This is a genomic window from Curtobacterium sp. SL109 (assembly GCF_026672405.1).
In the GTDB taxonomy this organism is placed as follows: domain Bacteria; phylum Actinomycetota; class Actinomycetes; order Actinomycetales; family Microbacteriaceae; genus Curtobacterium.
The window spans coordinates 2,578,109-2,602,484 of sequence record NZ_JAPPRB010000002.1 but is presented as its reverse complement, the minus strand read 5'-3'; the positions used below and the strand labels follow the sequence as shown (position 1 = coordinate 2,602,484).

The window sequence follows — 24,376 nt, the reverse complement described above, 5'->3', positions numbered from 1 at the left end:
TCCGCGGAACACCGGCGTCCAGCAGTCGCTCTCCGCGGAACACCGGTGTCCAGCAGTCGCGCCGCGGATGTTCGCGGCGCGGAGCCTGAACACCGGTGTCGTGCGAGGGGGCGGGGCGTCAGTCGGCGGTGCGGTGGGGCCAGCGGCCGTCGGCGATGAAGGAGGGGTCGCGCTTCTTCCGCATGTACTCCTGGAAGGAGACGGCCTGGTCGGCGCACCAGGCGACCTGCTTGCGGTGGAGTTCCTCGGCCGAGACGGTGAGGTCGTCCGGGTACTTCAGGGCGATGGCCTGGGCGACACGTCCGGCAGCGATGGCGTCCGCGCCGGCGTCGTGGGCGTCGGAGAGCGTGACGCCGTAGGTCTCCGCGGCGGCTTCGAGCGTGCGCTTGCCCTTGCGGTAGGTGTCGAGCGCCTTGTCCATCACGAGCGGGTCGACGACGTTGCCGATGACCGGGGAGGCGATGCCGTGCCGCTTGGCTTCTCTGTCGAGCAGCGTGAGGTCGTACGGGGCGTTGTAGATCACCAGGGGGATGCCCCGGGCGAAGACGGCTTCGATCGCGAGGACGATCTCCGCGACGACCTCCCCAGCAGGACGGCCCTCGGCCTGGGCGCGCTCGGTGCTGATGCCGTGCACCGCCGAGGCCTGCTCGGGGATGGGCACACCGGGGTCGGCGAGCCAGGCGCCCTCGACGATGCTGCGCCCGGTCATGTCGATCAGGCCCACGTGGGCGGTGACGATCCGGGCGGTCTCGACGTCGATGCCGGTGGTCTCGAGGTCGAAGACGCCGAGCGCGTGCCACCAGGGCCGTGCTGAGAGGTCCTGAGCGGTGGCCGGGGCGTCCAGCTCGGTTGCGGAGTACGTCACACCACGAGGCTAACCGGAGCGACCGACACCTCGACGCGACGCGCCCGCCGGGGGCGAGTGGGGCCTCCCGGCGGGCGTGTGGTGGTGACTACGCGGCGGGTGCCGCCGGCGCTGCCGGAGCGACCGGCGCCTGCTGCGTCGGTGCGGCACCGACGTGCAGCCAGTAGAACGACTGCGTGCCGAGGGTCAGCGTGACGTTGCCCTCGTCGTCGAACGACGGGAACGAGGCCCCGCCGAACAGGTCGTAGAGCGGGCGTCCGGCGTACTCGGGTGCCGAGATCGTCGCCGTCGTCGCGTTGACCGCGAAGGAGAACACGCAGAGGACGTCCTCGGCGGACGGGCCGAACTGCGTGCCGGCACCCTCCCACGAGCGGACGAACGCCAGGACGCTCTCGTTGTCGGTCTGCTGGACGGCCAGGGAGCCCATGCCGAAGACCGGGTGGGCCTTCCGCACGTGGATGACGTTGCGCACCCAGTGCAGCAGGGACCGGGACTGCGCCAGCTGGGCCTCGACGTTCACCTGCGCGTAGTTGTAGACCAGCGACTGGACGACGGGCAGGAAGAGCTTGCCCGGGTCGGCGCTCGAGAAGCCCGCGTTGCGGTCCGGCGTCCACTGCATCGGCGTGCGCGAGGAGTCGCGGTCCGGCAGCCAGATGTTGTCGCCCATCCCGATCTCGTCGCCGTAGTACAGGAACGGCGAGCCGGGCAGCGAGAACAGCAGTGCGTGGATGAGCTCGAGCTCGGCGCGGGAGTTGTCGAGCAGGGGCGCGAGACGACGGCGGATGCCGATGTTGGAGCGCATGCGGGGGTCGTAGCCGTACCAGCCGTACATCGCCTGGCGGTACTCCTCGCTCACCATCTCGAGGGTGAGCTCGTCGTGGTTGCGGAGGAACACCCCCCATGCGGCGCTCTCGGGCACGTCGAGGGTCTCCGACAGGATCGCGGAGAGCTCCTTGGCGTGCTGGGCACGGAGCGAGTAGAAGATGCGCGGCATCACCGGGAAGTCGAACGCCATGTGGCACTCGGGCTCCTCGTCGGTGCCGAAGAACGCGGCGGTCTCCCGGGGCCACTGGTTCGCCTCGGCGATGAGCACGCGGCCGGGGTACTCCTCGTCGACCATCTTGCGCATCTTCTTGATGAACTCGTGGGTCTCCGGCTCGCCCTCGCCGTTGCCCTCTTCCGACTCGAAGAGGTACGGGATCGCGTCGAGGCGCAGGCCGTCGACGCCGAGGTCGAGCCAGTGCCGGACGACGTCGTAGATGGCCTCGACCACGGCCGGGTTCTCGAAGTTCAGGTCGGGCTGGTGGGAGAAGAACCGGTGGAAGAAGAACTGGCGACGGACCGGGTCGAACGTCCAGTTCGACTCCTCGGTGTCGACGAAGATGACGCGGATGTTCTCGTAGTGCTCGTCGGTGTCGCGCCAGACGTAGAAGTCGCCGTAGGGGCCGTCCGGGTCCTCGCGGGACTGCTGGAACCACTCGTGCTGGTCCGACGTGTGGTTGATCACCATGTCGATGACGATGCGCATGTTGCGCTCGTGCGACTTCGTGACGAGCTCGCGGAACTCCTCGAGCGTGCCGAACTCCGGCAGGATCGACTTGTAGTCGGAGATGTCGTAGCCGCCGTCGCGCAGGGGCGAGCGGAAGAACGGCGGGAGCCACAGCGCGTCGACGCCGAGCCACTGCAGGTAGTCGAGGCGGCTGATGAGCCCCTGGAGGTCGCCGGTGCCGTCGCCGTTCGAGTCCACGAAGGACCGGATCATGCACTCGTAGAACACGGAGCGCTTGTACCAGAGCGGATCGAGCGTCAGTCCGGGCAGCTGGATCGGGGCTGTGAAGGTCACCGTGCTCCTCGTCGTCAGATACGGACCGGTTGTCACCAGGCCCGCCCCGGACACGATAGGCGCGTCCGGCCGAACATGTTCCAGGGTCAGGGCGAACCGCAGTCCTAGACTGACGCGGATGCGATCGCCCGTCCTCTCCCCGTACCAGTCGCTGATGGCCTCGACCCCGGTCGTGCACCGCGCCGTCGAGGTCGACGGCCGCACCACGCACTACTGGGAGTACGGTCCGACGGACGCCACGCAGACCGTCCTGGCGGTCCACGGGTTCCGCGGCGACCACCACGGACTCGAGTCCCTCGCCGCGCACCTGGTGGGCGTGCGGGTGATCGTGCCGGACCTGCCCGGTTTCGGCGTGTCGGACCCGCTGACGGTGTCCGACCTCGACTCCTACGTCGGGTGGCTCCGCGCGTTCCACAGCGCCCTGGGTCTCGACCGGAGCGCCGTCGTGCTCGGGCACTCGTTCGGCTCGATCGTGGTGTCCGCCGCGGTGGCAGCCGGACTCGACACCCGGCTCCTGGTCCTCGTGAACCCGATCGCCGCGCCGGCCCTGCAGGGTCCGCGTGCCGTGGGCACCGGCATCGCGATCGCGTACTACCGCGCCGGTGCCGCCCTGCCGCGGCCGCTCGGCCTCGGGATCCTGCGCAACCGGGCGATCGTCCGCGCGATGAGCGTCGCGATGCTGAAGTCGCACGACCCCGACCTGCGACGGTGGGTGCACGACCAGCACGACCGGTACTTCTCCGCCTTCGCCGACCGCACCAGCGTGCTCGAGGCCTTCCGCACGTCCGTCACCCACGACGTGTCGGAGTACGCGGACCGCATCACCGTCCCCGTGCTGCTCATCGCGGCCGAGCGCGACGACATCACCGCAGTCCCGGAGCAGCGGGCCCTGGCCGAGCGGCTGCGGGACGCCGAGCTGGTCGTCATCCCGCGGGTCGGGCACCTGGTGCACTACGAGACGCCCGCCGCCGCCGCGGAGGCGACGCTGCGTCGCATGGCCGACCCCGTGCGGAAGCCGGGCGGGGCGGCCAAGCCGGGTCGAGCCTCCAGGCCGGATCGAAGCGCGTCGGACCGGGGCAGCGCGTCGGACAGGGGGAGCGCGTCGTGACCCGCCTGCGGATCGGCATCGACTGCCGGTACGTCCGCATCGGACGCCACGACGGCATCAGCCGGTTCACCGCCGGGATCGCCGCGCACCTGCCGGACCGCCACGACGCCGTGCTGCTCGTCAACGACGAACGGCAGCTCGCCTCGCTGCCACCGGACCTGCCGTGGGAACTCGTGCCGGCGCCGACCGAGCCGGGGGAACCGCTCGTCGCCCGGCGCGTCAACCGACTCGGGCTCGACGCCGTGTTCTCGCCGATGCAGACGATGGGGTCGCGCGGCCGCTCCTACGCCCTCGTGCTGACGCTGCACGACCTGATCTACTACCGGAACCGCACGCCCCCGCGCGAGTTCGCCTGGCCGCTGCGCCTGGGCTGGCGGGCCTTCCACCTGGCGTGGTGGCCGCAGCGGATGCTGCTGAACGGCGCCGACGGCGTCGTGACGGTCTCCGAGACGACCGCGGGGCTGATCGCGGACCACCGGCTGACCAAGCGACCGGTCACCGTCGCGTACAACGCGGCCGACCCCGCGACGCCTCGGCCAGTCGGGGGAGCCCGGACGAAGTCCCTCGTCTACATGGGGTCGTTCATGCCGTACAAGAACGTGGAGACCCTCGCGGCGGCGCTGCCGCTGCTCGGAGCCGACTGGACGCTGCACTGCATGTCCCGGGTGTCGGCTGCCGACCGTGCGCGCCTCGAGGGCCTGGCGCCCGCCGGGGCGATCGTGTTCCACGACGGGGCGTCGGACGAGGAGTACCTCGACGCGCTGCGGTCCGCGACGGCCCTCGTCACGGCGTCCCACGACGAGGGCTTCGGCATCCCGCTCGTCGAGGCGATGGGCGTCGGCACCCCGGTCGCGGTGAGCGACATCCCGATCTTCCGGGAGATCGGCGGCGACGTCGCGGAGTACTTCGACCCGGACTCGCCGTCCGCGGTGGCCGCTGCCGTGCGGCGGCTCGAAGGGCGGTGGGACGAGGCGTCCGCCGCGTCGCTCGACCGTGCGGCGCGGTTCCGGTGGGCGGACTCGGCCGAGCAGGTCGTGCGGGCCGTGGAACGGGCCGTGGCGGACCGGCGGGGCTGAGGTCCGTCGATGCTGTCCGGGACAGGTCCGCCGGACGCTGCCCGGGACAGGTCCGTCGGACGCTGCCCGGGTCAGGTCCGTCAGACGCTGCCCGGCACCGCCGTCGTGACGGTGGCGCCCGGGAACTCCTTGAGCACGATCTTCTGCCCCGCGTCGGCCACCGCAGCCAGCCCGACGCCGGTGCCGGCGGTCTCGACGATCACCCGCTGCGCCTTGGCGTCGTCCGACCGGCTGCCGTCGTCGCCGTCCGTCTCCCAGACCGCGTGCACCCGGAGGACGCCACCGATCGCCTTGACGTCCTCGGCCACGGCGAGCCGCTGGGCGCTGACCTCGGACGACCCGGACACGCCGACGACCATGTCGCCGAAGTCGGTGAGGGCGTACACGTGCACGCCGGTGCTGCCGGAGGAGGCTGCGGCGGTGCTGACCTGTCGCACCAGCTCGGCACGGCGGGCCCGGGACAGGTCGCGGTCGGCCTGCACGGCGCTGACCACGTCGTAGCTGATGAGCGACGTCTTCGTCGGGTCGGCGGTCTTCGCCGACGCGATGCCGGACACGTCGCGGACGGCGGTGGTGAACTGCGCGGCACTCCGCTCCGGTCGCGGCACGAACCCGCCGACGCCGTTCTGCACGCTCGACAGGATCAGGCCGAGGACGACGACGATGACCCCGGCGGCGAGGACGACACCGACGAGGAGCAGGCCCCACGAGCGCACCCGCTGTGGGCCGCTCCGCGTGGCGACGGCGCCGGTCTCCGTCCCGAAGGCACGGTCGAGGTCGTCGTCCTCCTCGTGCACGGTGGGAGCGGTCGGCTGCTCGCGCTGCCAGCCGGTGCCACCCGGACCCTCGATCGTCATGTCACCCCCGGTGTCGCACGCGGCACGGCCATCGATGGCGTCGTGTCGTCGAGTGCTTCAGGATCGTAGTCCGGCTGCCCGACCGGACACGCCAGCGGCGGACAACGATCGCGCAACGACCACCGCGGGCCGCCTGTCGGTGTGCGGTCGGCGGGGCTAGCGTGGCGGGCATGTGGATCGTGTTGCTGGCCGTGTTCGTGGCACTCGTCGCCTTCGGGGCGGTCTTCGCGGTCATCGGTGTCCGGCGGGACCGCTCGCTGCGCGGCCTCGAGGACCCGCTGGCTCCGCGCACGCAGGACGACGGCGCCCACGGGGTGCAGACGGCGCAGGCGAAGGCCGCGCGACCGGACAGCGGCGTCGGCGGGTTCAGCGCCTTCTGAGCCGGCCTCGGCAGCGGCCCGCGGCTCAGTTCCGCTGCTCGAGCGGGTTCTGGTCGTCGAAGGCCGCGGACTCCGGCGCTGCCGGCAGCTCCTCGACCGGGTCGTCGAAGCGGACGAGCTCTGCGTGGAACCGCTCCGGGTCCCAGCGGAACGAGTGGATCGAGCCGTTCCGGATCGGGGTGTGCCGGCGGTCGGCGGTGCCCGGAGCGGCGGCGTTCACCACGCTGCGGATGACGGCACCGTGGGTCGCGACGACGATGACCCCGCCGTCGAACCGCACCGCGATCTCCCCGAGGGTCTCCGTGACGCGGGCGAGCAGCGCGGAACGGGACTCCCGCCCGGGGATGGCGTCGTGCGGGTACTGCGCGAGGACCTCGTCGTCCGTCAGCCCGTCGGCGTCGCCGTAGGCCCGCTCCGCCAGCCCCGGGTAGGCCGTCGGGGTCGGGAGTCCGAGCCGCTCGGCGATGAGCGACCCGGTCTCGAAGGCCCGCGAGAGCGGCGAGGCGACGACCGCGTCGAACGAGCGCCGGGCGAGCAGCTCCGCGGCGGCCCGTGCCTGCGCACGTCCGGTGTCGTTGAGCGGGATGTCGGTCGAGCCCTGGATGCGGCGTTCGGCGTTCCAGTCGGTCTCGCCGTGCCGGACGAGGTACAGGTGGGTCGTCACACCACGATCATGACAGAGCAGCCCGGCGCGCCCCGGATCAGCTCCAGTGCGCAGTGCGCAGTGCGTCAGTGCGTCAGTGCGTCAGCGCGCCAGTCGCTCCGCCAGGGCCACCAGCGTCTCGGTGGTGCCGCCCTCGATCTTGACGGCGGCGCGGCGGTCGCTCCGGGTGGCGCCGCGGTTGACGATCACGACGGGGTGCTTCCGCCGGGCCGCGTGGTCGACGAGCCGCACGCCGGAGTTCACGGTGAGCGAGGACCCGACGACGAGCAGCGCGTCCGCGTCGGCCACGATCGACACCGACTCGGTGAACTTCTCGGTGGGGACGAACTCGCCGAAGAAGACGACGTCGGGCTTCAGCACGCCGCCGCAGACCGAGCAGCCCGGCACCACGAAGCGCTCGACGTCGGTGATCTCCACGTCGCCGTCCGGCTGGAGCTGCACGGACCCGGGTTCGTCGATCCAGGGGTTCGCGCGGTCGATGGTCGCGGCGAGGTCGGCGCGGGCGAACACCTGCCCGCACGTCAGGCAGAGGGCGCGGTCCATCGACCCGTGGATCTCCACGACCCGGCGTGACCCGGCGCGGAGGTGCAGCCCGTCGACGTTCTGCGTGATGACCCCGGTCACGACGCCGCGGTCCTCGAGCGCGGCGAGGGCACGGTGGCCGTCGTTCGGCCGTGCGGCCGCGAAGGTGCGCCAGCCGAGGTGCGACCCGGCCCAGTACCGCTGGCGCTTGCCCGGGTCGGCCAGGAACTCCTGGAACGTCATCGGCTTCCGCACCACCCGGCCGGCACCGCGGTAGTCGGGGATGCCGGAGTCGGTGCTGAGCCCGGCCCCGGACAGCACGGCGATCCGCTTCCCCGCCAGCAGCTCAGCGGCCTGGTCGAGGTCGGTGCTCGTCGCGTCGCTCGTCGCCATCAGGTTCACGGTACCCTCAACAGCCGACCGGCCCCGCCACTTCCCGTCCGCGACGGCACGGTCGCCAGCCACCGCCGCCCGACCGGAACGAGACCCGTGCACCCCGTCCGCATCGACACCCTCGACGACCCGCGCCTCGACGACTTCGCCCGCCTGACGGACGTCGCGCTCCGCCGGGTCAGCGAACCCGAGGGCGGCCTGTACATCGCCGAGTCGAGCACGGTCATCGAGCGTGCGATCCGTGCCGGACACGTCCCGCGGAGCGTCCTGGTGCAGGAGAAGTGGCTCGACGACGTGCTGCCCCTCGTCGCCGAGCACGACGGGCCCGTCTTCGTCGGGCCGGACCCGTTGCTCGAGGAGCTCACCGGGTTCCGGATGCACCGCGGCGCGATCGCGTCGATGCAGCGCCCCGAGCTACCGACCGTGGCCGACGTCGTCCGGGACGCCCGCCTGGTCGTCGTGCTCGAGGACATCGTCGACCACACCAACGTCGGCGCGGTCTTCCGGAGTGTCGCCGGCCTCGGCGCGGATGCCGTGCTCGTCAGCCCGCGGTGCGCCGACCCGCTGTACCGACGCAGTGTCCGGGTCAGCATGGGCACCGTCCTGCAGGTGCCGTGGACCCGCATCGGCGACTGGCCCGCCGCCGGCGAGGAACTGCGGGACCAGGGCTTCCACCTCGCCGCGATGGCGCTGACGGACCGCTCCGTCGACCTGGACGCCTTCGCCGCGGACGTCCCGGAGCGCGTCGCCCTCGTGATGGGCACCGAGGGACAGGGCCTGACGCCGGCGGCCATCGCGGCCGCCGACACGACCGTGCGGATCCCGATGCACCACGGCGTGGACTCGCTGAACGTCGCGGCGGCGAGCGCCGTCGGGCTCTGGGCGGTCGCCGCGGCGCAGCGCGCGCGGCACTGACGGACCCGGCCTGGAGGCCCGTCCCGCGTTCTCCACGCCCCCGGCGGTTCCCCAGATGGCCGGTCGGCGCCGCCGGTACGCTCGGCTGTCGTGTCCCGTGTCGTCCGCCGCCCCCGCTCCGCCGTCCGCCGGCCGGTGACGATCGCCGTCGTCGCCGTGCTGCTGCTGGCCGTCGCCTACCTCGTGGCCGCGGCCCTGGTGCCCTTCTCCCCGGCGAGCGCGACGACCACCAGGTACGCGGCCCCGACCTCGACGGTGCCGGCGCTGGACTTCCCGGGGTACGGCGCCACGGCGGTCGAGGCCACCGACTTCCCGGAGAGCCTGCGGACGAGCGGGGACGAGCAGCGGCGGTCGATCGCGAGCATCTCGAAGGTCGTGACCGCGCTCGTGGTCCTCGACGCCAAGCCGCTGCGGCCGGGACAGGACGGCCCCTCCATCGCCTTCACGCCGGAGATGCAGGGCCTCTACGCCAAGTACCTCGCGGTCAACGGCGAGGTCGCTCCGATGCCGGCGGGACTCCGGCTGTCGGAGCACCAGACGCTGCAGGTCATGTTGATGAAGTCCGCGAACAACTACGCCGGTGCGCTGGCGATCTGGGCGTTCGGCTCGCTCGACGCCTACGAGGAGGCCGCGGCGTCGTGGCTGGAGGCACACGATCTCGACCACACCACGATCGAGGAGCCGACGGGCCTCGACGCCGACAACCGGTCCACGGCGACCGACCTGGTGGACCTCGGGCAGCTCGCGCTCGCGAACCCCGTGGTGAAGGAAGTGGTGGGCACGAAGACCGTGTCCGTCCCGGGCGTCGGCGACATCGAGAACTCGAACAAGCTCCTCGGGATCGACGGGGTGGAGGGCATCAAGACCGGCACGCTCGACGAAGCCGGCGCCTGCCTGCTGTTCGCGGCGCAGTACGAGCGGGGTGGGCGCACCGTGACGGTCGTCGGGGCGATGCTCGGCGGGGTCGACCACGACACGCTCGACGGGGACGTCCAGCGTCTGCTGCACTCGGTCGCGGACGGCTTCCACGTGGTGACGCTGACGCACGGGGGGCAGTCCTTCGGCACCTACTCGACCCCGTGGAAGGACGGCACCGACGCCGTCACCCGGTCGGCGGCCCAGGTCCTGGTGTGGGGCAGGGCGACCGTGCGGGCGACGACGGAGCTCGACGCGGTGACCCTCGGCACGAAGGGGGAGCGGGTCGGTCGGGTGCGGTTCGACGTCTCGGACCACGACCCCGTGACGGTGCCGCTCGTCCTCGAACAGGACATCCCGGACCCCGGCGTCTGGTGGCGGTGGACGAACCCGTTCCAGGGAACCTCCGCCGACGCCGCCTAGGCCCGGTCGCGACCGCCGAGGGGCTGCAGCTCCGGCCGCTTCGGCGTGATCCCGTCGCCGGAGGACGTGTGCCGGATCCGCCGGACGACCCACGGCACCAGGTACTCGCGCGCCCAACCGAGGTCCTCCGCGCGGGCCTCACGCCAGGGCCGGGCCGCGAGCGGCTCGGGCGTGAACGGTTCGAGCTCGTGGTCGACGCCGAGCGTGTCCAGCACCGCGGCCGCGATCGTGGCGTGGCCGACGGGGGAGTGGTGCAGCCGGTCGGGGGCCCACATGCGCGGGTCCCGCAGCACACGGAGCGCCCACATGTCCGCCACGAGGGCGCCGTGCTTCAGGGCGATCGCGTGGATGTGCTCGTTGTAGATGGCGGCCTTGCCGCGCACCAGCCCGAGCACCGGGGTCATGCCGACGTCCGGCCCGGTGAACACGACGACGGTCGCGCCGTCGCGCCGCAGGTCGGCGACGAGCCGGTCGAAGCGCGCGGCGACCTCGTCCGGGTCCGAGCCCGGTCGGATGATGTCGTTGCCACCGGCGGAGACGGTGACCAGGTCGGGGCCGAGGGCGAGCGCCGACTCGACCTGTTCGTCGATGACCTGCTGGAGCAGTCGCCCGCGGACCGCGAGGTTGGCGTAGGCGAAGTCGTCCGTGCGGCTCGCGAGGACCTCGGCCACACGGTCGGCCCAGCCGCGGTTCCCGCCCGGCGCCCCGGGGTCCGGGTCACCGAGTCCTTCGGTGAACGAGTCACCGATCGCGACGTACCTGGACCAGGGATGACGATCTGACACGCCTCGGACCATAGTCTCGTGCCATGACCGAGGCCAACTCGACCGGCAAGCGCCGCTCCTGGACCCTTCCCGAGGACCTGCTCGTCCGGATCGCGGAGCGGGCGCCACGGTACGACGCCGAGAACGCCTTCGCCGCCGAGGACCTCGACGAGCTCCGGGCGGCCGGCTACCTGCGCATCGGTGTGCCGATCACGGACGGCGGCAGCGGCCTCGGGCTGCGTGCGACCGCGGCCGTCCAGCGCCGGCTCGCCCGGGCGGCACCGGCGACGGCGCTCGGGCTCGGGATGCACCAGGTCTGGGTGCAGGCGGCCCGCAGCGTGTCCGCGCGGGGCGAGTCGTTCCTCCAGTCCGTCACGACCCACGCCGCGGCGGACCGCCTGCTCGCCTTCGGGGTGAGCGAGCCCGGCAACGACCGCGTGCTGTTCGACTCGCTGACCGTCGCGGAGCCGGACGGCGACGGCGGCTACCGCTTCACCGGGACGAAGGTCTCGACGTCCCTCGCACCCGCGTGGGACGTGCTCAGCGTGTTCGGCAAGGACGTCAGCGGGGACGAGCCGCGGCTGGTGCACGGCTTCGCGCTGCGGGCCGACGGCGGCATCCGACACCTCGACGACTGGGACACGCTCGGCATGCGGGCGACGCAGAGCCGGACGACCCTGCTCGAGGGCGTGCACGTGCCGGCGGACCGGATCGTGCGGTCGCTGCCCGTCGGTCCGACGGCCGACCCGCTGGTCTTCGGGGTGTTCGCGGCCTTCGAGCTCCTCGTCGCGTCCGTGTACGTCGGCATCGCCGAGCGGGCCGTGGAGCTCACCGTGGCGCACGTGCGTGACCGGCGCGGGCTGGACGGCCGGGCACGCGCCGACGACCCGGACGTCCGGCGCGCGGTGGCGGACATGCAGGGCGCGGTCGACGCGGTCGCGCTGCAGGTCGACGCGCTCGCCCGCGACGTCGACGAGCTCGAGGACCACGGGGCACGGTGGTTCCCGTTGCTCGTCGGGACGAAGGCGCGGACGGTCGACACCGCGCAGCACGTGGTGGACGAGGCCATGCGGGTCGTCGGTGGTGGCGCGTTCCGGGCGACGGGCGAGCTCGCCCGCCTGGCCAGGGACGTCCGGGCCGGGCAGTACCACCCGTCGACCAGGGACTCGGCGGCCAGGACGATCGCGGCCGCGATGCTCGGACCGGTCGCGGCTGCGGAGCCGGTGGCCGGGCCGGCCGTGGCATCGGGACCGGTCGCGGCGCCGATGTCGGCGGCCGGTGGCACCATCTCCTCGTGAGCAAGCAGGACGGACGCAACCGGCTCGTCTCCGACCAGCCGGTCGCAGACGTCACCGCGACGGTGCTGCACGTCGACATGGACGCCTTCTTCGCCTCCGTCGAGCTGCTCGACCGTCCCGACCTCGTCGGCCTGCCCGTGATCGTCGGGCACGACTCGGACCGCTCGGTCGTCACCGCCGCCACCTACGAAGCCCGCAAGTACGGCATCAACTCCGCGATGCCGATGGCCGTCGCCAAGCGCCGCTGCCCGGGCGCGGTGATCGTCGAGCCGCACTTCGAGAAGTACCAGGCCAAGTCCCGCGCCGTGATGCGGGTGTTCGAGCAGTTCACCCCGCAGGTCGAGCGGCTCGGCATCGACGAGGCCTTCCTCGACGTCGCCGGTGCGCTGCGGCTGTACGGCACGCCGTGGGAGATCGGCCAGGCCATCCGCCGCGCGGTGTTCGCCGAGACGGGGCTGCACTGCTCCGTCGGCGCCGCGTCGACGAAGTTCGTGGCGAAGCTCGCCTCCAGCCGGTCCAAGCCCGACGGGCTCCTCGTCGTGCCCGCCGCCGACACGGTCGCGTTCCTGCACCCCCAGCCCGTGTCCGCGCTCTGGGGCGTCGGCGGCAAGACGCAGGAGACCCTCGAGAACCGCGGGCTCCGCACGGTCGGCGACCTCGCGACGACACCGCTCGCCTCGCTCGTGGCGTTGCTCGGTCCCGCCGGCGGGCAGCGACTGCACGACCTCGCCTGGGGCCGCGACCCCCGCCGGGTCGACACCGCCGTCGGCGAGAAGTCCATCGGGCACGAGGTCACCTTCGGCACCGACCTGACCGACCGCGACGCCGTCGCACGGGAACTCCTGCGGCTGTCGGAGAAGGTCGCCGTGCGGATGCGCCGTGCCGACGTGCAGGCCAGGACCCTTGCTCTCAAGGTCCGGTACACCGACTTCACCACGCTGACCCGGTCCCGCACCCTTGCCGAGCCGACCGACGTCGCCCGCCGCATCCACCGCGAGGCCGTCGAGCTCTACGACGTGCTGCACAAGCCGGGCAACCGCATCCGGTTGATCGGCGTGCGCGGGGAGAACCTCGTGCCGACGGCCGCGAGCAACGCCCTGTGGGACGACGACGCGCCGTGGCGGGAGACCGAGACGACCGTCGACGCCGTCACCGCACGCTTCGGCGCCGGCGTGCTGCGACCGGCATCGCTCGTCCGGGGCGCGCCCCAGCAGCGACCGCCCCATGCTCGGCAGGACCTCGGGTGACGGTAGAATCGCCTGAAGTGAGCGCAGCGGAGTACGACGACCAGCAGCCCGCCGCACCCGGCGGTCAGGGCCCCGAACTCGACCTCGGGCCGGCCGAACTGGCGGAGATCGCGGGCAACGCGGCCGCCGAGCACCTGTCCCCGGCCTTCCCGGACCGTGCGGCGTGGGGCACGGCGTCGAAGCTCCGTGCCTGGCAGGTCGAAGCCCTCACCAAGTACTTCGAGTCCGAGCCGCGCGACTTCCTCGCCGCGGCCACCCCCGGCGCCGGCAAGACCACGTTCGCGCTCCGTCTCGCCACCGAGCTCCTGGCCCGCGGCACCGTCGACCGCATCGTGGTCGTCGCCCCGACCGAGCACCTGAAGCGGCAGTGGGCCGACGCCGCCGACCGCGTGAACATCCGCATCGACCCGATGTTCAAGAACGGTGACGGCATGTTCGGCCGGCACTACCAGGGCGTCGCGATCACGTACGCCCAGGTCGGCATGAACCCCGAGGTCCACAAGCGCATCACCGAGGGCGGCCGCACGCTCGTGGTCCTCGACGAGGTCCACCACGGCGGCGACGCCCTGACGTGGGGCGACGGCATCAGGGAGGCGTTCAGCGGCGCCACCCGCCGGTTGTCGCTGTCCGGCACGCCCTTCCGCTCCGACACCGCGCCGATCCCGTTCGTGCAGTACGCCCCCGACGAGCAGGGCATCCGCACGTCGATCTCCGACTACAACTACGGGTACGGCCGCGCCCTCGCCGACGGCGTCGTCCGCCCGGTCCTGTTCATGGCCTACGCCGGACAGATGCGCTGGAAGACCCGGATGGGCGACGAGATGTCGGCGTCCCTCGGCGAGCAGGTCACGAAGGACATCACCGCCCAGGCCTGGCGGACGGCGCTCTCGCCCGAGGGCGAGTGGATGCCGGCCGTGCTCCAGGCCGCCGACACGCGCTTGACCGAGGTCCGGCGCGGGGTCCCCGACGCCGGCGGGCTCGTCATCGCCACGGACACCACGACCGCTCGGGCCTACGCCAGGATCCTGCAGCAGATCACGGGGGAGCGGCCGACGGTCGTGCTCTCCGACGAGGCTGCCGGGTCGAGCCGCATCGGCGCGTTCGCAGCGGACACCTCGCGCTGGATGGTCGCCGTCCGGATGGTGTCGGAAGGCGTCGACGTACCCCGGCTCTGCGTCGGCGTGTACGCCACGAGCGCCAGCACGCCGCTGTTCTTCGCCCAGGTCATCGGCCGCTTCGTGCGCGCCCGTCGTCGTGGCGAGACCGCGTCGGTGTTCCTGCCGAGCGTGCCGGGGCTGATGGCCCTCGCCGCGACCCTCGAGCTCGAGCGCGACCACGCCCTCGACCGCCCGAAGGACGCCGAGGACGGGCTGTACAACCCCGAGGACGCGATGGTCGCCGAGGCCAACAAGGAGGACCGCGCCTCCGAGAGCCTGCTCGACATGCAGCCGTTCGAGGCCCTCGACTCGCAGGCGTCCTTCGACCGGGTCCTCTACGACGGCGGCGAGTTCGGCACCGGCGGCGAGATCGGGTCCCTCGAGGAACTCGACTTCATCGGCATCCCCGGGCTCCTCGAACCCGACCAGGTGCGTGACCTGCTCCGCGCGCGCCAGGCCACCCAGGCGAAGCGGTCGAAGGGCCGCGCGGTCAAGGACGGTCAGCCCAAGGCGCCCGAGCCGGACCGCCCGATGTACATGACGATCAAGGAGCAGCGCTCCGAGCTGCAGCGCCTCGTGTCGATCTGGTCGCGGCACTCGAACGAGCCGCACGGGTCGATCCACGCCGAGCTCCGCCGCATCAGCGGTGGTCCGGCCGTCGCACAGGCGAGCATCGAGCAGATCCAGAAGCGGATCGACGTCCTCCGGTCCCGCATCGGCGGCCGACGATGACCCGGTCGCGAGCGACGACCGCTCCGGCGCCGTGATCGTCGAGGTCGACGACCGCACCTGGCTCGTCAAGCGCGACGAGTCGTCGTCTCCAGAGGCGGTGATCGACCGCTTCGGCGGCGGCTACCGGCTCCGCCGCTTCAGCCTGGTCGAGTCACGCCGGACGGCACACGGCGTCTACACGGGCCTGGAGCTCGCGGAGACCGCCTGGTGGCGGTTGCGCGACAACCGTCGTTGATCGACATCCGATCTGCCCGATCCGCGCGGCGATGATGACGCTGTGAGCCCGGATCGAGTAGACCGGTCTCATGGCAGATTCGATCCCTCACGTCCTCGTCCTCGGTGGCGGCTCCGCCGGCTACTCCACCGTCAAGCAGCTGCAGAAGCACGCCGCGACCGTGCCGATGCGCATCACCCTCGTGGACCAGAACACGTACTACACGTACCTGCCGTTCCTGCCCGAGGTCGCCGGCGGTCACATCGCCCCGAAGGACGTCACCGTGGAGCTCCGTCGGGCGCTCCGCAAGACCCGCGTCATCCAGGGCAAGGTCACCGGGATCTCCTCCGCTGACAAGACCGTCTCGATCGCCACGGCCGGCGGCGACGACCGCACGCTCGGCTACGACCAGCTCGTCGTCGCGCTCGGCTCTGTCACGCGCACCTTCCCGACCCCGGGCCTCGACGAGGTCGGCGTCGGCTTCAAGACCGTGGAAGAGGCCGCCTACGTCCGCGCGAAGCTCCTCGACAACATCGCGAAGGCCGCTGCCACCCGTGACGACGACGAGCGTCGCCGTCTGCTCACCAGCATCTTCGTCGGCGGTGGCTACACCGGCGTCGAGGCCATCGGCGAGCTGTTCGACGTCTCGCAGGCCGCGATCAAGACGTACCCGTCGCTCGCCGGCGAGCAGCCCCGCTGGGTGCTCATCGACGCCCTCGACCGCGTCGCGCCCGAGGTCGGCCCGGAGCTGTCGAAGTGGACCCTCGAGTCCCTCCGCGCCCGCGGCATCGACGTCCGCCTGAAGACCACCATGCCGAGCTGCGAGGGCGGCGTCGTCAAGCTCTCCGACGGCGACGAGTTCGCCACCGGCCTGCTCGTCTGGACCGCCGGCGTCAAGCCGAACCCGCTCCTCGACGCCTCCGACCTGCCGCGCGGACCGAAGGGCCACCTCGCCGCGAACGCGAAGCTCCAGGTCGAGGCCGAGGACACCCACGAGGTCGTCCCCGGCGTCTGGGGCCTCGGCGACGTCGCGCAGGTCCCCGACCTGACCGCCGACAAGCAGCCGGCGTACTACCCGCCGAACGCGCAGAACGCCGTCCGCCAGGCCGTGGTCGCCGCGGACAACGTGGTCGCCACGATCACGGGCAAGCCGCTCGAGGAGTACCGCCACGTCTCCGTGGGCACGGTCGCCTCGTACGGTGTCGCCAAGGGTGCCGCCAACATCAAGGGCATCAAGATGACGAACCTGTTCGCCTGGCTCGCGCACCGCTCGTACCACGTGTACGCGATGCCGACGCTGAACCGCAAGGCGCGCATCGTCATCGGCTGGGTCACTGGCGCCGTCTCCGGTCGCGATGCGACCTCGCTCATCAAGGAGACCGACCCGCGTCGCTCCTTCGTGGACGCCAGCAAGAGCTGATCAGTTCCACACAACGGACGGGAGGCTCGGTGCCAGCTGGCACCGAGCCTCCCGTCCGTCGTCTGGTCGCCGATCAGACCGTGTGGTCGGCCGTCTCGCTGAGCGCCCGGACGATGACGCGCACGACGTCGGCCGGGTGGGTGTGCATCAGCAGGTGCGGGCCGTCGACCTCGATGACCTCCCGGAACCCGGCGCGCTCGTACCCGGAGCGTTCCACCTCGGGCTGCACCGTCTGGTCAGCCGTCGCGACGATGCCCCAGCTGGGCTTCCCCTTCCAGGCCGCAGCAGACGCCGCCTCCGTGTAGGCGGCCACCGCGAACGGGCGCTGCGAGACGGCCAGGACCGCTGCGGTCTCCTCGTCCATGCCGGCGGCGAAGACCGGCAGGAACGCCTCGGGAGCGACGGACAGGTCGACGTCCTGGTCGTCGGCAGGGTCCGTGGTGGGCAGCGAGACGAGGTGGTCGCGTAGCGAGGTGGCGGGGAAGCGAGCGTCCATGTCCGACGGGCTCTCACCCTCGTCGGGCGTGCTGCTCCTCGTTCGTGTAGCCCGCGGTCGCTGACGGCGAAAGCGCGGCGAGCCCGGGGGCGGTCGCCGTAGGTGACCGTTGCCGGACGGGAGGCTCGGTGCCAGCTGGCACCTGGGCCCACGCCGGCCGGTACCGGACCGACGCGCCAGCGGCGGGACGGCCGTGACCGGTGGGGAGCCTCCCGTCCGTCATTGGTCACCATGCGCAGACCTGGAACGGCTCCCACGCGTCGCTCGCCACCCTGGGCGGACGAGCGAGAGGAGCGTCCATGCGCGCCATGACGTACCGCGGTCCGTACCGCGTCCGGGTCGAGGAGAAGCCCGACCCGCGCATCGAGCACCCGAACGACGCGATCGTCCGGGTCGAGCGGGCCGCGATCTGCGGATCCGACCTGCACCTGTACCACGGCATGATGCCCGACACCCGGGTCGGCCACACGTTCGGCCACGAGTTCATCGGCGTCGTCGAGCAGATCGGGTCGTCGGTCGAGACGCTCAACGTCGGCGACCGGGTGATGGTGCCGTTCCACATCTCCTGCGGGACCTGCTGGTTCTGCGCCAGGGGCCTGTTCACGAACTGCCACAACGTCAACGCGAACGCCACCGCGGTGGGCGGGATCTTCGGGTACTCGCACACGACCGGTGGCTTCGACGGCGGGCAGGCCGAACGCGTCCGCGTGCCGTACGCCGACGTCGGGCCGCAGGTCATCCCCGACTGGCTCGACCCCGACGACGCACTGCTGATGACCGACGCGCTCGGCACCGGCTACTTCGGGGCGCAGCTCGCCTCGATCCGCGAGGGCGACACCGTCGTGGTCCTCGGCGCCGGCCCCGTCGGGTTGTTCGCGGCGAAGTCGGCCTGGTTCATGGGTGCCGGCCGCGTGATCGTCATCGACGCGTTCGAGTACCGCCTCGAGAAGGCGCGGACGTTCGCACACGCCGAGACGATCAACTACGCCGAGGTCGACGACGTGGTCGTGGAGATGAAGAAGCAGACCGACCACCTCGGGGCCGACAGCGTCATCGACGCCGTGGGTGCCGAGGCCGACGGCAACTTCCTGCAGCACGTCAGCGCTGCCAAGTTCAAGATGCAGGGCGGCTCACCGGTCGCGTTGAACTGGGCGATCGACGGCGTCCGCAAGGGCGGCACCGTCTCGGCCATGGGCGCGTACGGGCCGATCCCGAACCTGGTGAAGTTCGGTGACGCCATGAACAAGGGCGTCACGATCCACATGAACCAGGCACCCGTGAAGCGGCAGTGGCCGCGGCTGCTCGAGCACATCCAGGCCGGACACCTGAAGCCGAGCGACATCATCACGCACCGCATCCCGCTCGAGCACATCGCCGAGGGCTACCACCTGTTCTCCGCGAAGCTCGACGGGTGCATCAAGACGGTGATCGTGCCGTGAGCAGGGAGGACGAGGAGATGACGGACCACATCGCGTACATCGCCGACGGCAAGCGCAACGCGCCGAGTGCGGACGAGCTCCGGGCGCGGATCCCCGGGTGGGGGAGCGACCTCGACCCCGCCGACCGGCCGAGCGTGCCGAAGCTCTCGAGGGAGGCCGGTTCCGCCACCGGTGCCCACTGGGACAAGCCGGAGCAGCAGCCGGGCGGGACGGGACGCGAACGCTCGATCGAGCACGCGCACCTGACGCCCGTGTTCGGGACCGCCCAGCCGCTCCGGGGGCTCGCCGGGGCCGTACGGCGGTACGCCTACCGCCGTTTCAGCGAGGGACGTCTGGCGCACTGGATGCTGCTCGTCGTGGGCGACCGGATCGACGTCGCGACGCACCGGGTGACCGATGCGCTGCGCGGGCGGCCGGACGACCTGATCGGGGAGACCGGCATCGGTGCCGAGCGGGGGAAACGTCCCGTCGCGTCGCGGCTCGGGAGCACGCGGCCCGACACGCACCACACGTGGATGGACCCGTTCGTCGTGAACTGGCCCGCGGTCGTCGCCGGTGGCGTGCTGCTGCTCGTCGTGCGGCGGGTGCTGCGGCGGCGGTAGGGGCTGGTTCCGGGGGCCGACTCGGAACGACGTCGTCGAGGTCGTACGACAGCGATGATGTCGTTCCGAGTCGGGAACGCGCGGCACCCTCAGACATCCGGGCGCACCAAAACGAACGGCCCACCCAAAGGTGGGCCGTTCGCCGCGTGTCTCAACACTGCGTGTCCGAAGGGGGACTTGAACCCCCACGCCCTAATACGGGCACTAGCACCTCAAGCTAGCGCGTCTACCAATTCCGCCATCCGGACAGGATGTCTTGCTGTCGTGCGACGGCCCCGGCGGGTTTCCCCGGCGTTGCTGCCGGAGAAGACATTAGCACGGGTCTGAACGTCCGTTGAACACGGCTGGACATCCCGGGCGCGTTGACGGCGCGTCGACGCGGGGCAGCGCTGCCGGTGCCGTCGGACCCGGCCGGTAGCGTGGTGGCATGACGACGGACGCGCACGGCACCACGACCGACCAGGAGCTCGAAGCCACCGCTCGGATCGCCCGCGACCTCATCCGGATCGACACGACCAACTGGGGGGAAGGTCGCTCGGCCGGCGAGACCGAAGCCGCCCACTACGTCGAGGCAGCGCTCCGGGACCTCGGCGCGACGCCGCAGCTGTTCGAGTCCGAACCCGACCGCGTCAGCGTCGTCGCGCGCTTCCCGGGGCGCAACCCGGACAAGCCCGCGCTCGTCGTGCACGGGCACCTCGACGTCGTCCCCGCCGACCCGGCCAACTGGAGCGTCGACCCCTTCGGCGGCGTGGTGCAGGACGGCATGCTCTGGGGTCGCGGTGCCGTGGACATGAAGAACATGGACGCGATGATGCTGACCGCCCTCGGTGACGTCATCGCCGAGCACGGTGCCCCCGAACGTGACCTCGTGGTCGCGTACTTCGCGGACGAGGAAGCCGGCGGCGTGCTCGGCGCCCACCACGTGGTGTCGAACCATCCGGAGGTCTTCGCCGGGGCGACGGCCGCCATCAGCGAGGTCGGCGGCTACTCCGTCACCCTCGACGACCGGCGTGCCTACCTGTTGCAGACCGGCGAGAAGGCCCTCATGTGGATCAAGCTCGTCGCCCGCGGCACGGCGGCTCACGGGTCCCACGTCATCCGGGACAACGCCGTCACGAAGGTCGCGGCGGCCGTCGCCAGGATCGGGAGCGAGGAGTGGCCCGTCCGGCTCTCCGCGACGACCGAGTCCATGGTCACCGAGATCGCCCGCTTCCTCGGGGTCGACCCGACGGTGACCGGCCCGGACGAGATCGCCCTCGCGACGGGGTCCGCCTCGCGCTTCATCCACGCGGCGCTGCACACCACGACCAACCCGACGGTGCTGCGGGCCGGCTACAAGCACAACGTGATCCCCGACGCGGCCGAGGCGCTCATCGACGTCCGCTGCCTGCCCGGGGACGAGGACACCGTGCTCGCCCGCGTGCACGAACTGGCGGGGGACGACGTCGAGGTGGTCATGTCGCACCGGGACATCGGCATGGAGCAGGACTTCGGCGGGCCGCTCGTCGACGCCGTGCGGGACGTCCTCGGTCGTCACGACCCGGGTGCCCCCGTGCTGCCGTACCTGCTCTCCGGCGGCACGGACAACAAGGCCCTGTCGACCCTCGGCATCGCCGGCTACGGCTTCGTGCCGCTGCAGCTGCCGGCCGGCATCGACTTCCCGGCGATGTTCCACGGGGTCGACGAGCGTGTGCCGCTCGAGTCGCTGGCGTTCGGTCGGCGCGTGCTCGGCGACCTGCTCGGCTCGTACTGAGACACTGGACGGTCGCCTGAACCGGCGGCGCCCGACGACGACCCACCCTGAAAGGCCGCGCCAGTGCACATCCTCGAGGCCATCTTCCTCGGCTTCGTGCAGGGACTGACCGAGTTCCTGCCCGTCTCCTCCAGCGCGCACCTGCGCATCGTCGGGCTGTTCCTGCCCGACGCCAAGGACCCGGGCGCCGCGTTCACCGCCGTGACCCAGCTCGGCACCGAGACCGCCGTGCTCATCTACTTCTGGCGGGACATCACGCGGATCGTCGCCCGCTGGTTCGGCTCGCTCTCCGGCAGGGTGCCGCGCACCGACCCCGACGTCCGGCTCGGCTGGCTGGTCATCCTCGGCACGATCCCGATCGGCGTCGTCGGGCTGCTGCTGCAGGACACGATCGAGACCACGTTCCGGTCGCTCTGGATCGTGGCGGTCGTGCTCATCGTCTTCGGTGTCGTGCTCGGTGTGCTCGACCGCGTCGGCCGCAAGGAGCGCCGCATCGAGCAGATGACCTTCGGCGGCGGCATCCTGGTCGGCCTGGCCCAGGTGCTCGCCCTCGTCCCCGGTGTCTCCCGCTCGGGCGCGACGGTGTCGATGGGCCTGGCGCTCGGGTACACCCGCGAAGCCGCCGCCCGGTTCGCGTTCCTCCTCGCCGTGCCCGCCGTGTTCCTGTCCGGGCTGTACGAGGCCGCGACCAGCCTCGGCGACACCGGCGCGCCGTTCGGCCTGGCCGACACGCTGATCGCGACCGTCGTCGCCTTCGGGGTGGGGTACGTCGTGATCGCCGCGTTCATGCGCTACATCAGCACGCGGAGCTTCATGCCCTTCGTGTACTACCGGATCGCACTGGGTATCGTGCTGATCGTGCTGCTGTCGCTCGGAGTGATCAACCCGTGAGGGCCTGGCAGGCCCCGTCCGTCCCCGAGGTCCCCGGCAACGGCCCTCGCCCCGTCGTGCACGACACGGCCGTGGGCAGGCCCGTCGACCCGACGCGCGGGGACGACCGCGCAGCGCTCTACGTGTGCGGCATCACCCCGTACGACGCCACCCACCTCGGCCACGCGGCCACCTACCTGGCGTTCGACACGCTCGGGCGGGCCTGGCGTGACGCCGGCTTCGACGTGGAGTACGCGCAGAACACGACCGACGTCGACGACCCGCTGCTCGAACGCGCCGCGCGGGACGGCGTCGACTGGCAGGACCTCGCCGCGTCGCAGATCGACCTGTTCCGACGGGACATGGAAGCGCTGCGCATCCTGCCGCCCGACGACTACGTCGCCGTCACGGACGAGGTCGAGCGCATCGCCGAGGCGATCGCGTTCCTGCAGGAGACCGGCTACGCCTACAGCGTCCCGACCCCCGACTCCGAGGGCGACGACCTCTACTTCGACGTGAACCGCCCGACCGAGTCCTGGGCCCTCGGCGACGAGAGCCGCCTGGACCGCGAGACGATGCTGACGCTGTCGGCCGAGCGTGGCGGCGACCCCGACCGCCCGGGCAAGCGCGACCCACTCGACCCGCTGCTCTGGCGCGCCGCCCGAGCGGGGGAGCCGAGCTGGGAGACCGAGGTCGGCCCGGGGCGTCCCGGCTGGCACATCGAGTGCAGCGTCATCGCCGGCGACCGTCTCGGCCTGCCCATCACCGTGCAGGGCGGCGGCAGCGACCTCGTCTTCCCGCACCACGAGATGAGTGCGGGACACGCTGCGGCCCTGGCGCACCAGCCGCTCGCGAACGCCTACGTGCACACCGGGATGATCGCCTACCAGGGCGAGAAGATCTCGAAGTCGCTCGGCAACCTCGTCACCGTGCGCGGACTGCTCGACGACGGCGCCGACCCGCGGGCCATCCGGCTGGCGCTGCTCTCGCACCGGTACTCGGACGACTGGGAGTGGTTCGACGGCGAGCTCGCGAGCGCGACCCGTCGCCTCGCGACCTGGGACGCCTGGGCCTCCGGCGGTGCGGGACACGCCGACGACGCCGACGACGTCGTGGCACGACTCCGTGCCCGCGTGGCGGACGACCTCGACACGCCGGGCGCCGTGGCCGCCGTCGACACCGCCGTCGCCGGCGGCACGCGCTCGACCCCGGCGCTCGTCGACGTCGTCGACGCGCTCCTCGGCATCCGCATCGGTTGACGCGCTGCTCCGTCTCCTGGGAGACGGGCCGGCCACAGGACGGACGGGAGGCTCGGTGCCAGCTGGCACCGAGCCTCCCGTCCGTCATGGGTTTGCGATCCGACCCCTGTCACCTGCGATGACATGTCGGAACGCGCGTTGCGGTTCCGAAGGAACGACGCGCTACGCGCGAATCGACCTGCAACGCACGAGACGACTCACCACGCGCGGGACCACCCGCCTCCAGCGCGCTACTGCGGCGGCTGCGGCGGCCGCCAGGGGCCCTCGCCCGCGGAGCCGCCCCCGTCCTTGCCGTCCTTGCGCTCCCGACGGCGCAGGTACTGCTCGAACTCCTGCGCGATGGCGTCGCCGGAGGCCTCGGGGGAGTCGACCGTGTCGCGGGCCTGCTCGAGCTGCCCGATGTAGGACGCCATGTCCTCGTCGTCGGCGGCCAGGGCGTCGATGCCCTCCTCCCACTCGGAGGCGTCGTCGAGGAGGGTGCCGCGCGGGACGGTGACGTCCGTGAGCTCCTCCATCTTGTCGAGCAGTGACAGCGTGGCCTTGGGTGACGGCGCGTTGTGCACGTAGTGCGGCACCGACGCCCAGAGCGACAGCGTGGTCAGCCCGGCCTTGTCCATCGTGTCGGACAGCACGCCGAGGATGCCGGTCGGGCCCTCGTACGACGACTTGTCCACGTCGAAGGCCTGGCGGACCTCCGCGTTCTCGCTCGACACGAACACCGAGATCGGCCGGGTGTGCGGGACGTCGGCGAGCATCGCGCCGACGAAGACGACGGCGTCGATCGAGTACACGTCGGCGAGGTCGATGACCTCGGCGCAGAACGCCCGCCACGTGCGCGAGGGCTCGGGGCCGACGAGCACGAAGACGTCGCGGTCCGCGGGGGAGCCGGTGGCACCGATGACCGGGCGGCCGAGCTCACCCGGGCCGTGCAGCACGATGCGGGGCCACTCGATCCCGCGCACGCCGTTGTCGTCGCTGCCGACGTTCGGCCGGTTGAACTGGTAGTCGACGTACCGCTCACCGTCGATCTCCCGGAGTTCGTCGAGCCCGAGCGCGTCGACGATGCGTCGAGCGAGACCGCTGGCGGCCTCACCCGCGTCGTTCCAGCCCTCGAACGCGACGACCAGCAGCCGGCCGTCGTTGAAGGGGGAGTGCTGTGGCACG

Annotated in this window: 23 protein-coding genes and 1 tRNA gene; 15 read left to right on the top strand and 9 right to left on the bottom strand. The window is 71.9% G+C overall.

The genetic code is table 11. The features are described 5' to 3' along the window. Positions 1 to 118: 118 nt before the first annotated feature. Positions 119 to 865, bottom strand: a complete 747-nt coding sequence (locus tag OVA28_RS13885) for an exonuclease domain-containing protein (RefSeq protein ID WP_268097382.1) — start codon at positions 863 to 865, stop codon at positions 119 to 121. Between the two features lie 88 nt (positions 866 to 953). Beyond that, on the bottom strand, positions 954 to 2,708 hold the full coding sequence (gene treS, locus OVA28_RS13880; RefSeq protein ID WP_194660481.1) for a maltose alpha-D-glucosyltransferase: 1,755 nt from the start codon (positions 2,706 to 2,708) through the stop codon (positions 954 to 956). 118 nt (positions 2,709 to 2,826) lie between these two features. On the opposite strand from treS, the gene OVA28_RS13875 reads away from it, so the two are divergent. Then, a complete protein-coding gene (locus tag OVA28_RS13875) occupies positions 2,827 to 3,816 on the top strand; it encodes an alpha/beta fold hydrolase (RefSeq protein ID WP_268097381.1) in 990 nt (329 codons plus the stop codon). A 5-nt stretch (positions 3,817 to 3,821) separates the two neighbouring features. Then, positions 3,822 to 4,892 carry a glycosyltransferase family 4 protein gene (locus tag OVA28_RS13870; RefSeq protein WP_268098213.1) on the top strand — a complete coding sequence of 357 codons (1,071 nt, stop codon included), beginning with the start codon at positions 3,822 to 3,824 and terminating at the stop codon, positions 4,890 to 4,892. A gap of 80 nt (positions 4,893 to 4,972) precedes the next feature. On the opposite strand, the gene OVA28_RS13865 is transcribed toward OVA28_RS13870, so the two are convergent. After that, a complete protein-coding gene (locus tag OVA28_RS13865) occupies positions 4,973 to 5,749 on the bottom strand; it encodes a hypothetical protein (protein WP_268097380.1) in 777 nt (258 codons plus the stop codon). Positions 5,750 to 5,919: 170 nt separating this feature from the next. Here OVA28_RS13865 and OVA28_RS13860 point away from each other — a divergent pair, with 170 nt between their 5' ends. After that, positions 5,920 to 6,129: a hypothetical protein gene (locus OVA28_RS13860; RefSeq protein WP_194660484.1), complete on the top strand. Its 210-nt coding sequence runs from the start codon at positions 5,920 to 5,922 to the stop codon at positions 6,127 to 6,129. Positions 6,130 to 6,154: 25 nt separating this feature from the next. Here OVA28_RS13860 and OVA28_RS13855 read toward each other — a convergent pair whose 3' ends face one another. Together OVA28_RS13855 and OVA28_RS13850 are read right to left on the bottom strand one after the other, a co-directional pair. Then, positions 6,155 to 6,793: a histidine phosphatase family protein gene (locus tag OVA28_RS13855; protein ID WP_268097379.1), complete on the bottom strand. Its 639-nt coding sequence runs from the start codon at positions 6,791 to 6,793 to the stop codon at positions 6,155 to 6,157. A gap of 81 nt (positions 6,794 to 6,874) precedes the next feature. Continuing rightward, positions 6,875 to 7,708 carry a Sir2 family NAD-dependent protein deacetylase gene (locus tag OVA28_RS13850; RefSeq protein ID WP_194660486.1) on the bottom strand — a complete coding sequence of 278 codons (834 nt, stop codon included), beginning with the start codon at positions 7,706 to 7,708 and terminating at the stop codon, positions 6,875 to 6,877. A gap of 96 nt (positions 7,709 to 7,804) precedes the next feature. Between OVA28_RS13850 and OVA28_RS13845 the strand changes: the two genes are divergently transcribed. Then, positions 7,805 to 8,623, top strand: coding sequence for a TrmH family RNA methyltransferase (locus OVA28_RS13845; protein WP_268097378.1), 819 nt, complete (start codon positions 7,805 to 7,807; stop codon positions 8,621 to 8,623). Positions 8,624 to 8,713: 90 nt separating this feature from the next. Further along, entirely contained in the window at positions 8,714 to 9,961 is a 1,248-nt protein-coding gene (locus OVA28_RS13840; RefSeq protein ID WP_268097377.1) for a D-alanyl-D-alanine carboxypeptidase family protein, read from the top strand. Here OVA28_RS13840 and OVA28_RS13835 read toward each other — a convergent pair. Further along, positions 9,958 to 10,746: an SGNH/GDSL hydrolase family protein gene (locus OVA28_RS13835; protein WP_194660489.1), complete on the bottom strand. Its 789-nt coding sequence runs from the start codon at positions 10,744 to 10,746 to the stop codon at positions 9,958 to 9,960. The two genes, OVA28_RS13840 and OVA28_RS13835, sit on opposite strands and share 4 nt — an antisense overlap. Before the next feature lie 23 nt (positions 10,747 to 10,769). On the opposite strand from OVA28_RS13835, the gene OVA28_RS13830 reads away from it, so the two are divergent. The 5 genes from OVA28_RS13830 (at position 10,770) to OVA28_RS13810 (ending at position 16,793) form a co-directional block, all read left to right on the top strand. After that, positions 10,770 to 12,023 (top strand): acyl-CoA dehydrogenase family protein, encoded by a 1,254-nt coding sequence (locus OVA28_RS13830; RefSeq protein ID WP_268097376.1) that lies wholly within the window; start codon positions 10,770 to 10,772, stop codon positions 12,021 to 12,023. Beyond that, a complete protein-coding gene (dinB, locus tag OVA28_RS13825) occupies positions 12,020 to 13,270 on the top strand; it encodes a DNA polymerase IV (RefSeq protein ID WP_194660491.1) in 1,251 nt (416 codons plus the stop codon). The genes OVA28_RS13830 and dinB overlap by 4 nt, the downstream gene beginning before the upstream one ends. 98 nt (positions 13,271 to 13,368) lie before the next feature. Then, the gene (locus tag OVA28_RS13820; protein WP_268098212.1) at positions 13,369 to 15,159 is read left to right on the top strand and encodes a DEAD/DEAH box helicase; all 1,791 of its coding nucleotides are present in this window, start codon (positions 13,369 to 13,371) and stop codon (positions 15,157 to 15,159) included. 31 nt (positions 15,160 to 15,190) lie between these two features. Further along, positions 15,191 to 15,394 carry a hypothetical protein gene (locus tag OVA28_RS13815; protein WP_194660492.1) on the top strand — a complete coding sequence of 68 codons (204 nt, stop codon included), beginning with the start codon at positions 15,191 to 15,193 and terminating at the stop codon, positions 15,392 to 15,394. A 70-nt stretch (positions 15,395 to 15,464) separates the two neighbouring features. Then, positions 15,465 to 16,793 (top strand): NAD(P)/FAD-dependent oxidoreductase, encoded by a 1,329-nt coding sequence (locus OVA28_RS13810; protein WP_071275294.1) that lies wholly within the window; start codon positions 15,465 to 15,467, stop codon positions 16,791 to 16,793. A gap of 73 nt (positions 16,794 to 16,866) precedes the next feature. Here the strand turns inward: OVA28_RS13810 and OVA28_RS13805 are convergent, their stop codons facing one another. Then, a complete protein-coding gene (locus OVA28_RS13805) occupies positions 16,867 to 17,289 on the bottom strand; it encodes an alpha/beta fold hydrolase (RefSeq protein WP_268097375.1) in 423 nt (140 codons plus the stop codon). A gap of 299 nt (positions 17,290 to 17,588) precedes the next feature. Between OVA28_RS13805 and OVA28_RS13800 the strand changes: the two genes are divergently transcribed. Together OVA28_RS13800 and OVA28_RS13795 are read left to right on the top strand one after the other, a co-directional pair. After that, entirely contained in the window at positions 17,589 to 18,728 is a 1,140-nt protein-coding gene (locus OVA28_RS13800) for a zinc-dependent alcohol dehydrogenase (protein ID WP_268097374.1), read from the top strand. A 17-nt stretch (positions 18,729 to 18,745) separates the two neighbouring features. Further along, the gene (locus tag OVA28_RS13795; RefSeq protein ID WP_268097373.1) at positions 18,746 to 19,330 is read left to right on the top strand and encodes a hypothetical protein; all 585 of its coding nucleotides are present in this window, start codon (positions 18,746 to 18,748) and stop codon (positions 19,328 to 19,330) included. Between the two features lie 162 nt (positions 19,331 to 19,492). On the opposite strand, the gene OVA28_RS13790 is transcribed toward OVA28_RS13795, so the two are convergent. Next, positions 19,493 to 19,578, bottom strand: a tRNA-Leu gene (locus OVA28_RS13790). Between the two features lie 179 nt (positions 19,579 to 19,757). Here OVA28_RS13790 and OVA28_RS13785 point away from each other — a divergent pair. The 3 genes from OVA28_RS13785 (at position 19,758) to mshC (ending at position 23,212) form a co-directional block, all read left to right on the top strand. After that, on the top strand, positions 19,758 to 21,083 hold the full coding sequence (locus OVA28_RS13785; RefSeq protein ID WP_268097372.1) for a M20/M25/M40 family metallo-hydrolase: 1,326 nt from the start codon (positions 19,758 to 19,760) through the stop codon (positions 21,081 to 21,083). A 63-nt stretch (positions 21,084 to 21,146) separates the two neighbouring features. Then, positions 21,147 to 21,974: an undecaprenyl-diphosphate phosphatase gene (locus tag OVA28_RS13780; RefSeq protein ID WP_194660497.1), complete on the top strand. Its 828-nt coding sequence runs from the start codon at positions 21,147 to 21,149 to the stop codon at positions 21,972 to 21,974. Further along, a complete protein-coding gene (gene mshC / locus OVA28_RS13775; RefSeq protein ID WP_268097371.1) occupies positions 21,971 to 23,212 on the top strand; it encodes a cysteine--1-D-myo-inosityl 2-amino-2-deoxy-alpha-D-glucopyranoside ligase in 1,242 nt (413 codons plus the stop codon). Before OVA28_RS13780 ends, mshC begins: the two co-directional genes overlap by 4 nt. Positions 23,213 to 23,442: 230 nt before the next feature. Here the strand turns inward: mshC and OVA28_RS13770 are convergent, their stop codons facing one another. After that, entirely contained in the window at positions 23,443 to 24,375 is a 933-nt protein-coding gene (locus OVA28_RS13770) for a proteasome assembly chaperone family protein (protein ID WP_194660499.1), read from the bottom strand. Position 24,376: the final 1 nt, after the last annotated feature.

Coding starts and splice junctions, on each gene's coding strand:
- OVA28_RS13860 (WP_194660484.1), top strand. CDS start 5,920: ATGTGGATCGTGTTGCTGGCCGTGTTCGTGGCACTCGTCGCCTTCGGG.
- OVA28_RS13830 (WP_268097376.1), top strand. CDS start 10,770: ATGACCGAGGCCAACTCGACCGGCAAGCGCCGCTCCTGGACCCTTCCC.
- OVA28_RS13850 (WP_194660486.1), bottom strand. CDS start 7,708: ATGGCGACGAGCGACGCGACGAGCACCGACCTCGACCAGGCCGCTGAG.
- OVA28_RS13800 (WP_268097374.1), top strand. CDS start 17,589: ATGCGCGCCATGACGTACCGCGGTCCGTACCGCGTCCGGGTCGAGGAG.
- OVA28_RS13865 (WP_268097380.1), bottom strand. CDS start 5,749: ATGACGATCGAGGGTCCGGGTGGCACCGGCTGGCAGCGCGAGCAGCCG.
- OVA28_RS13810 (WP_071275294.1), top strand. CDS start 15,465: ATGGCAGATTCGATCCCTCACGTCCTCGTCCTCGGTGGCGGCTCCGCC.
- OVA28_RS13805 (WP_268097375.1), bottom strand. CDS start 17,289: ATGGACGCTCGCTTCCCCGCCACCTCGCTACGCGACCACCTCGTCTCG.
- OVA28_RS13875 (WP_268097381.1), top strand. CDS start 2,827: ATGCGATCGCCCGTCCTCTCCCCGTACCAGTCGCTGATGGCCTCGACC.
- OVA28_RS13795 (WP_268097373.1), top strand. CDS start 18,746: ATGACGGACCACATCGCGTACATCGCCGACGGCAAGCGCAACGCGCCG.
- OVA28_RS13785 (WP_268097372.1), top strand. CDS start 19,758: ATGACGACGGACGCGCACGGCACCACGACCGACCAGGAGCTCGAAGCC.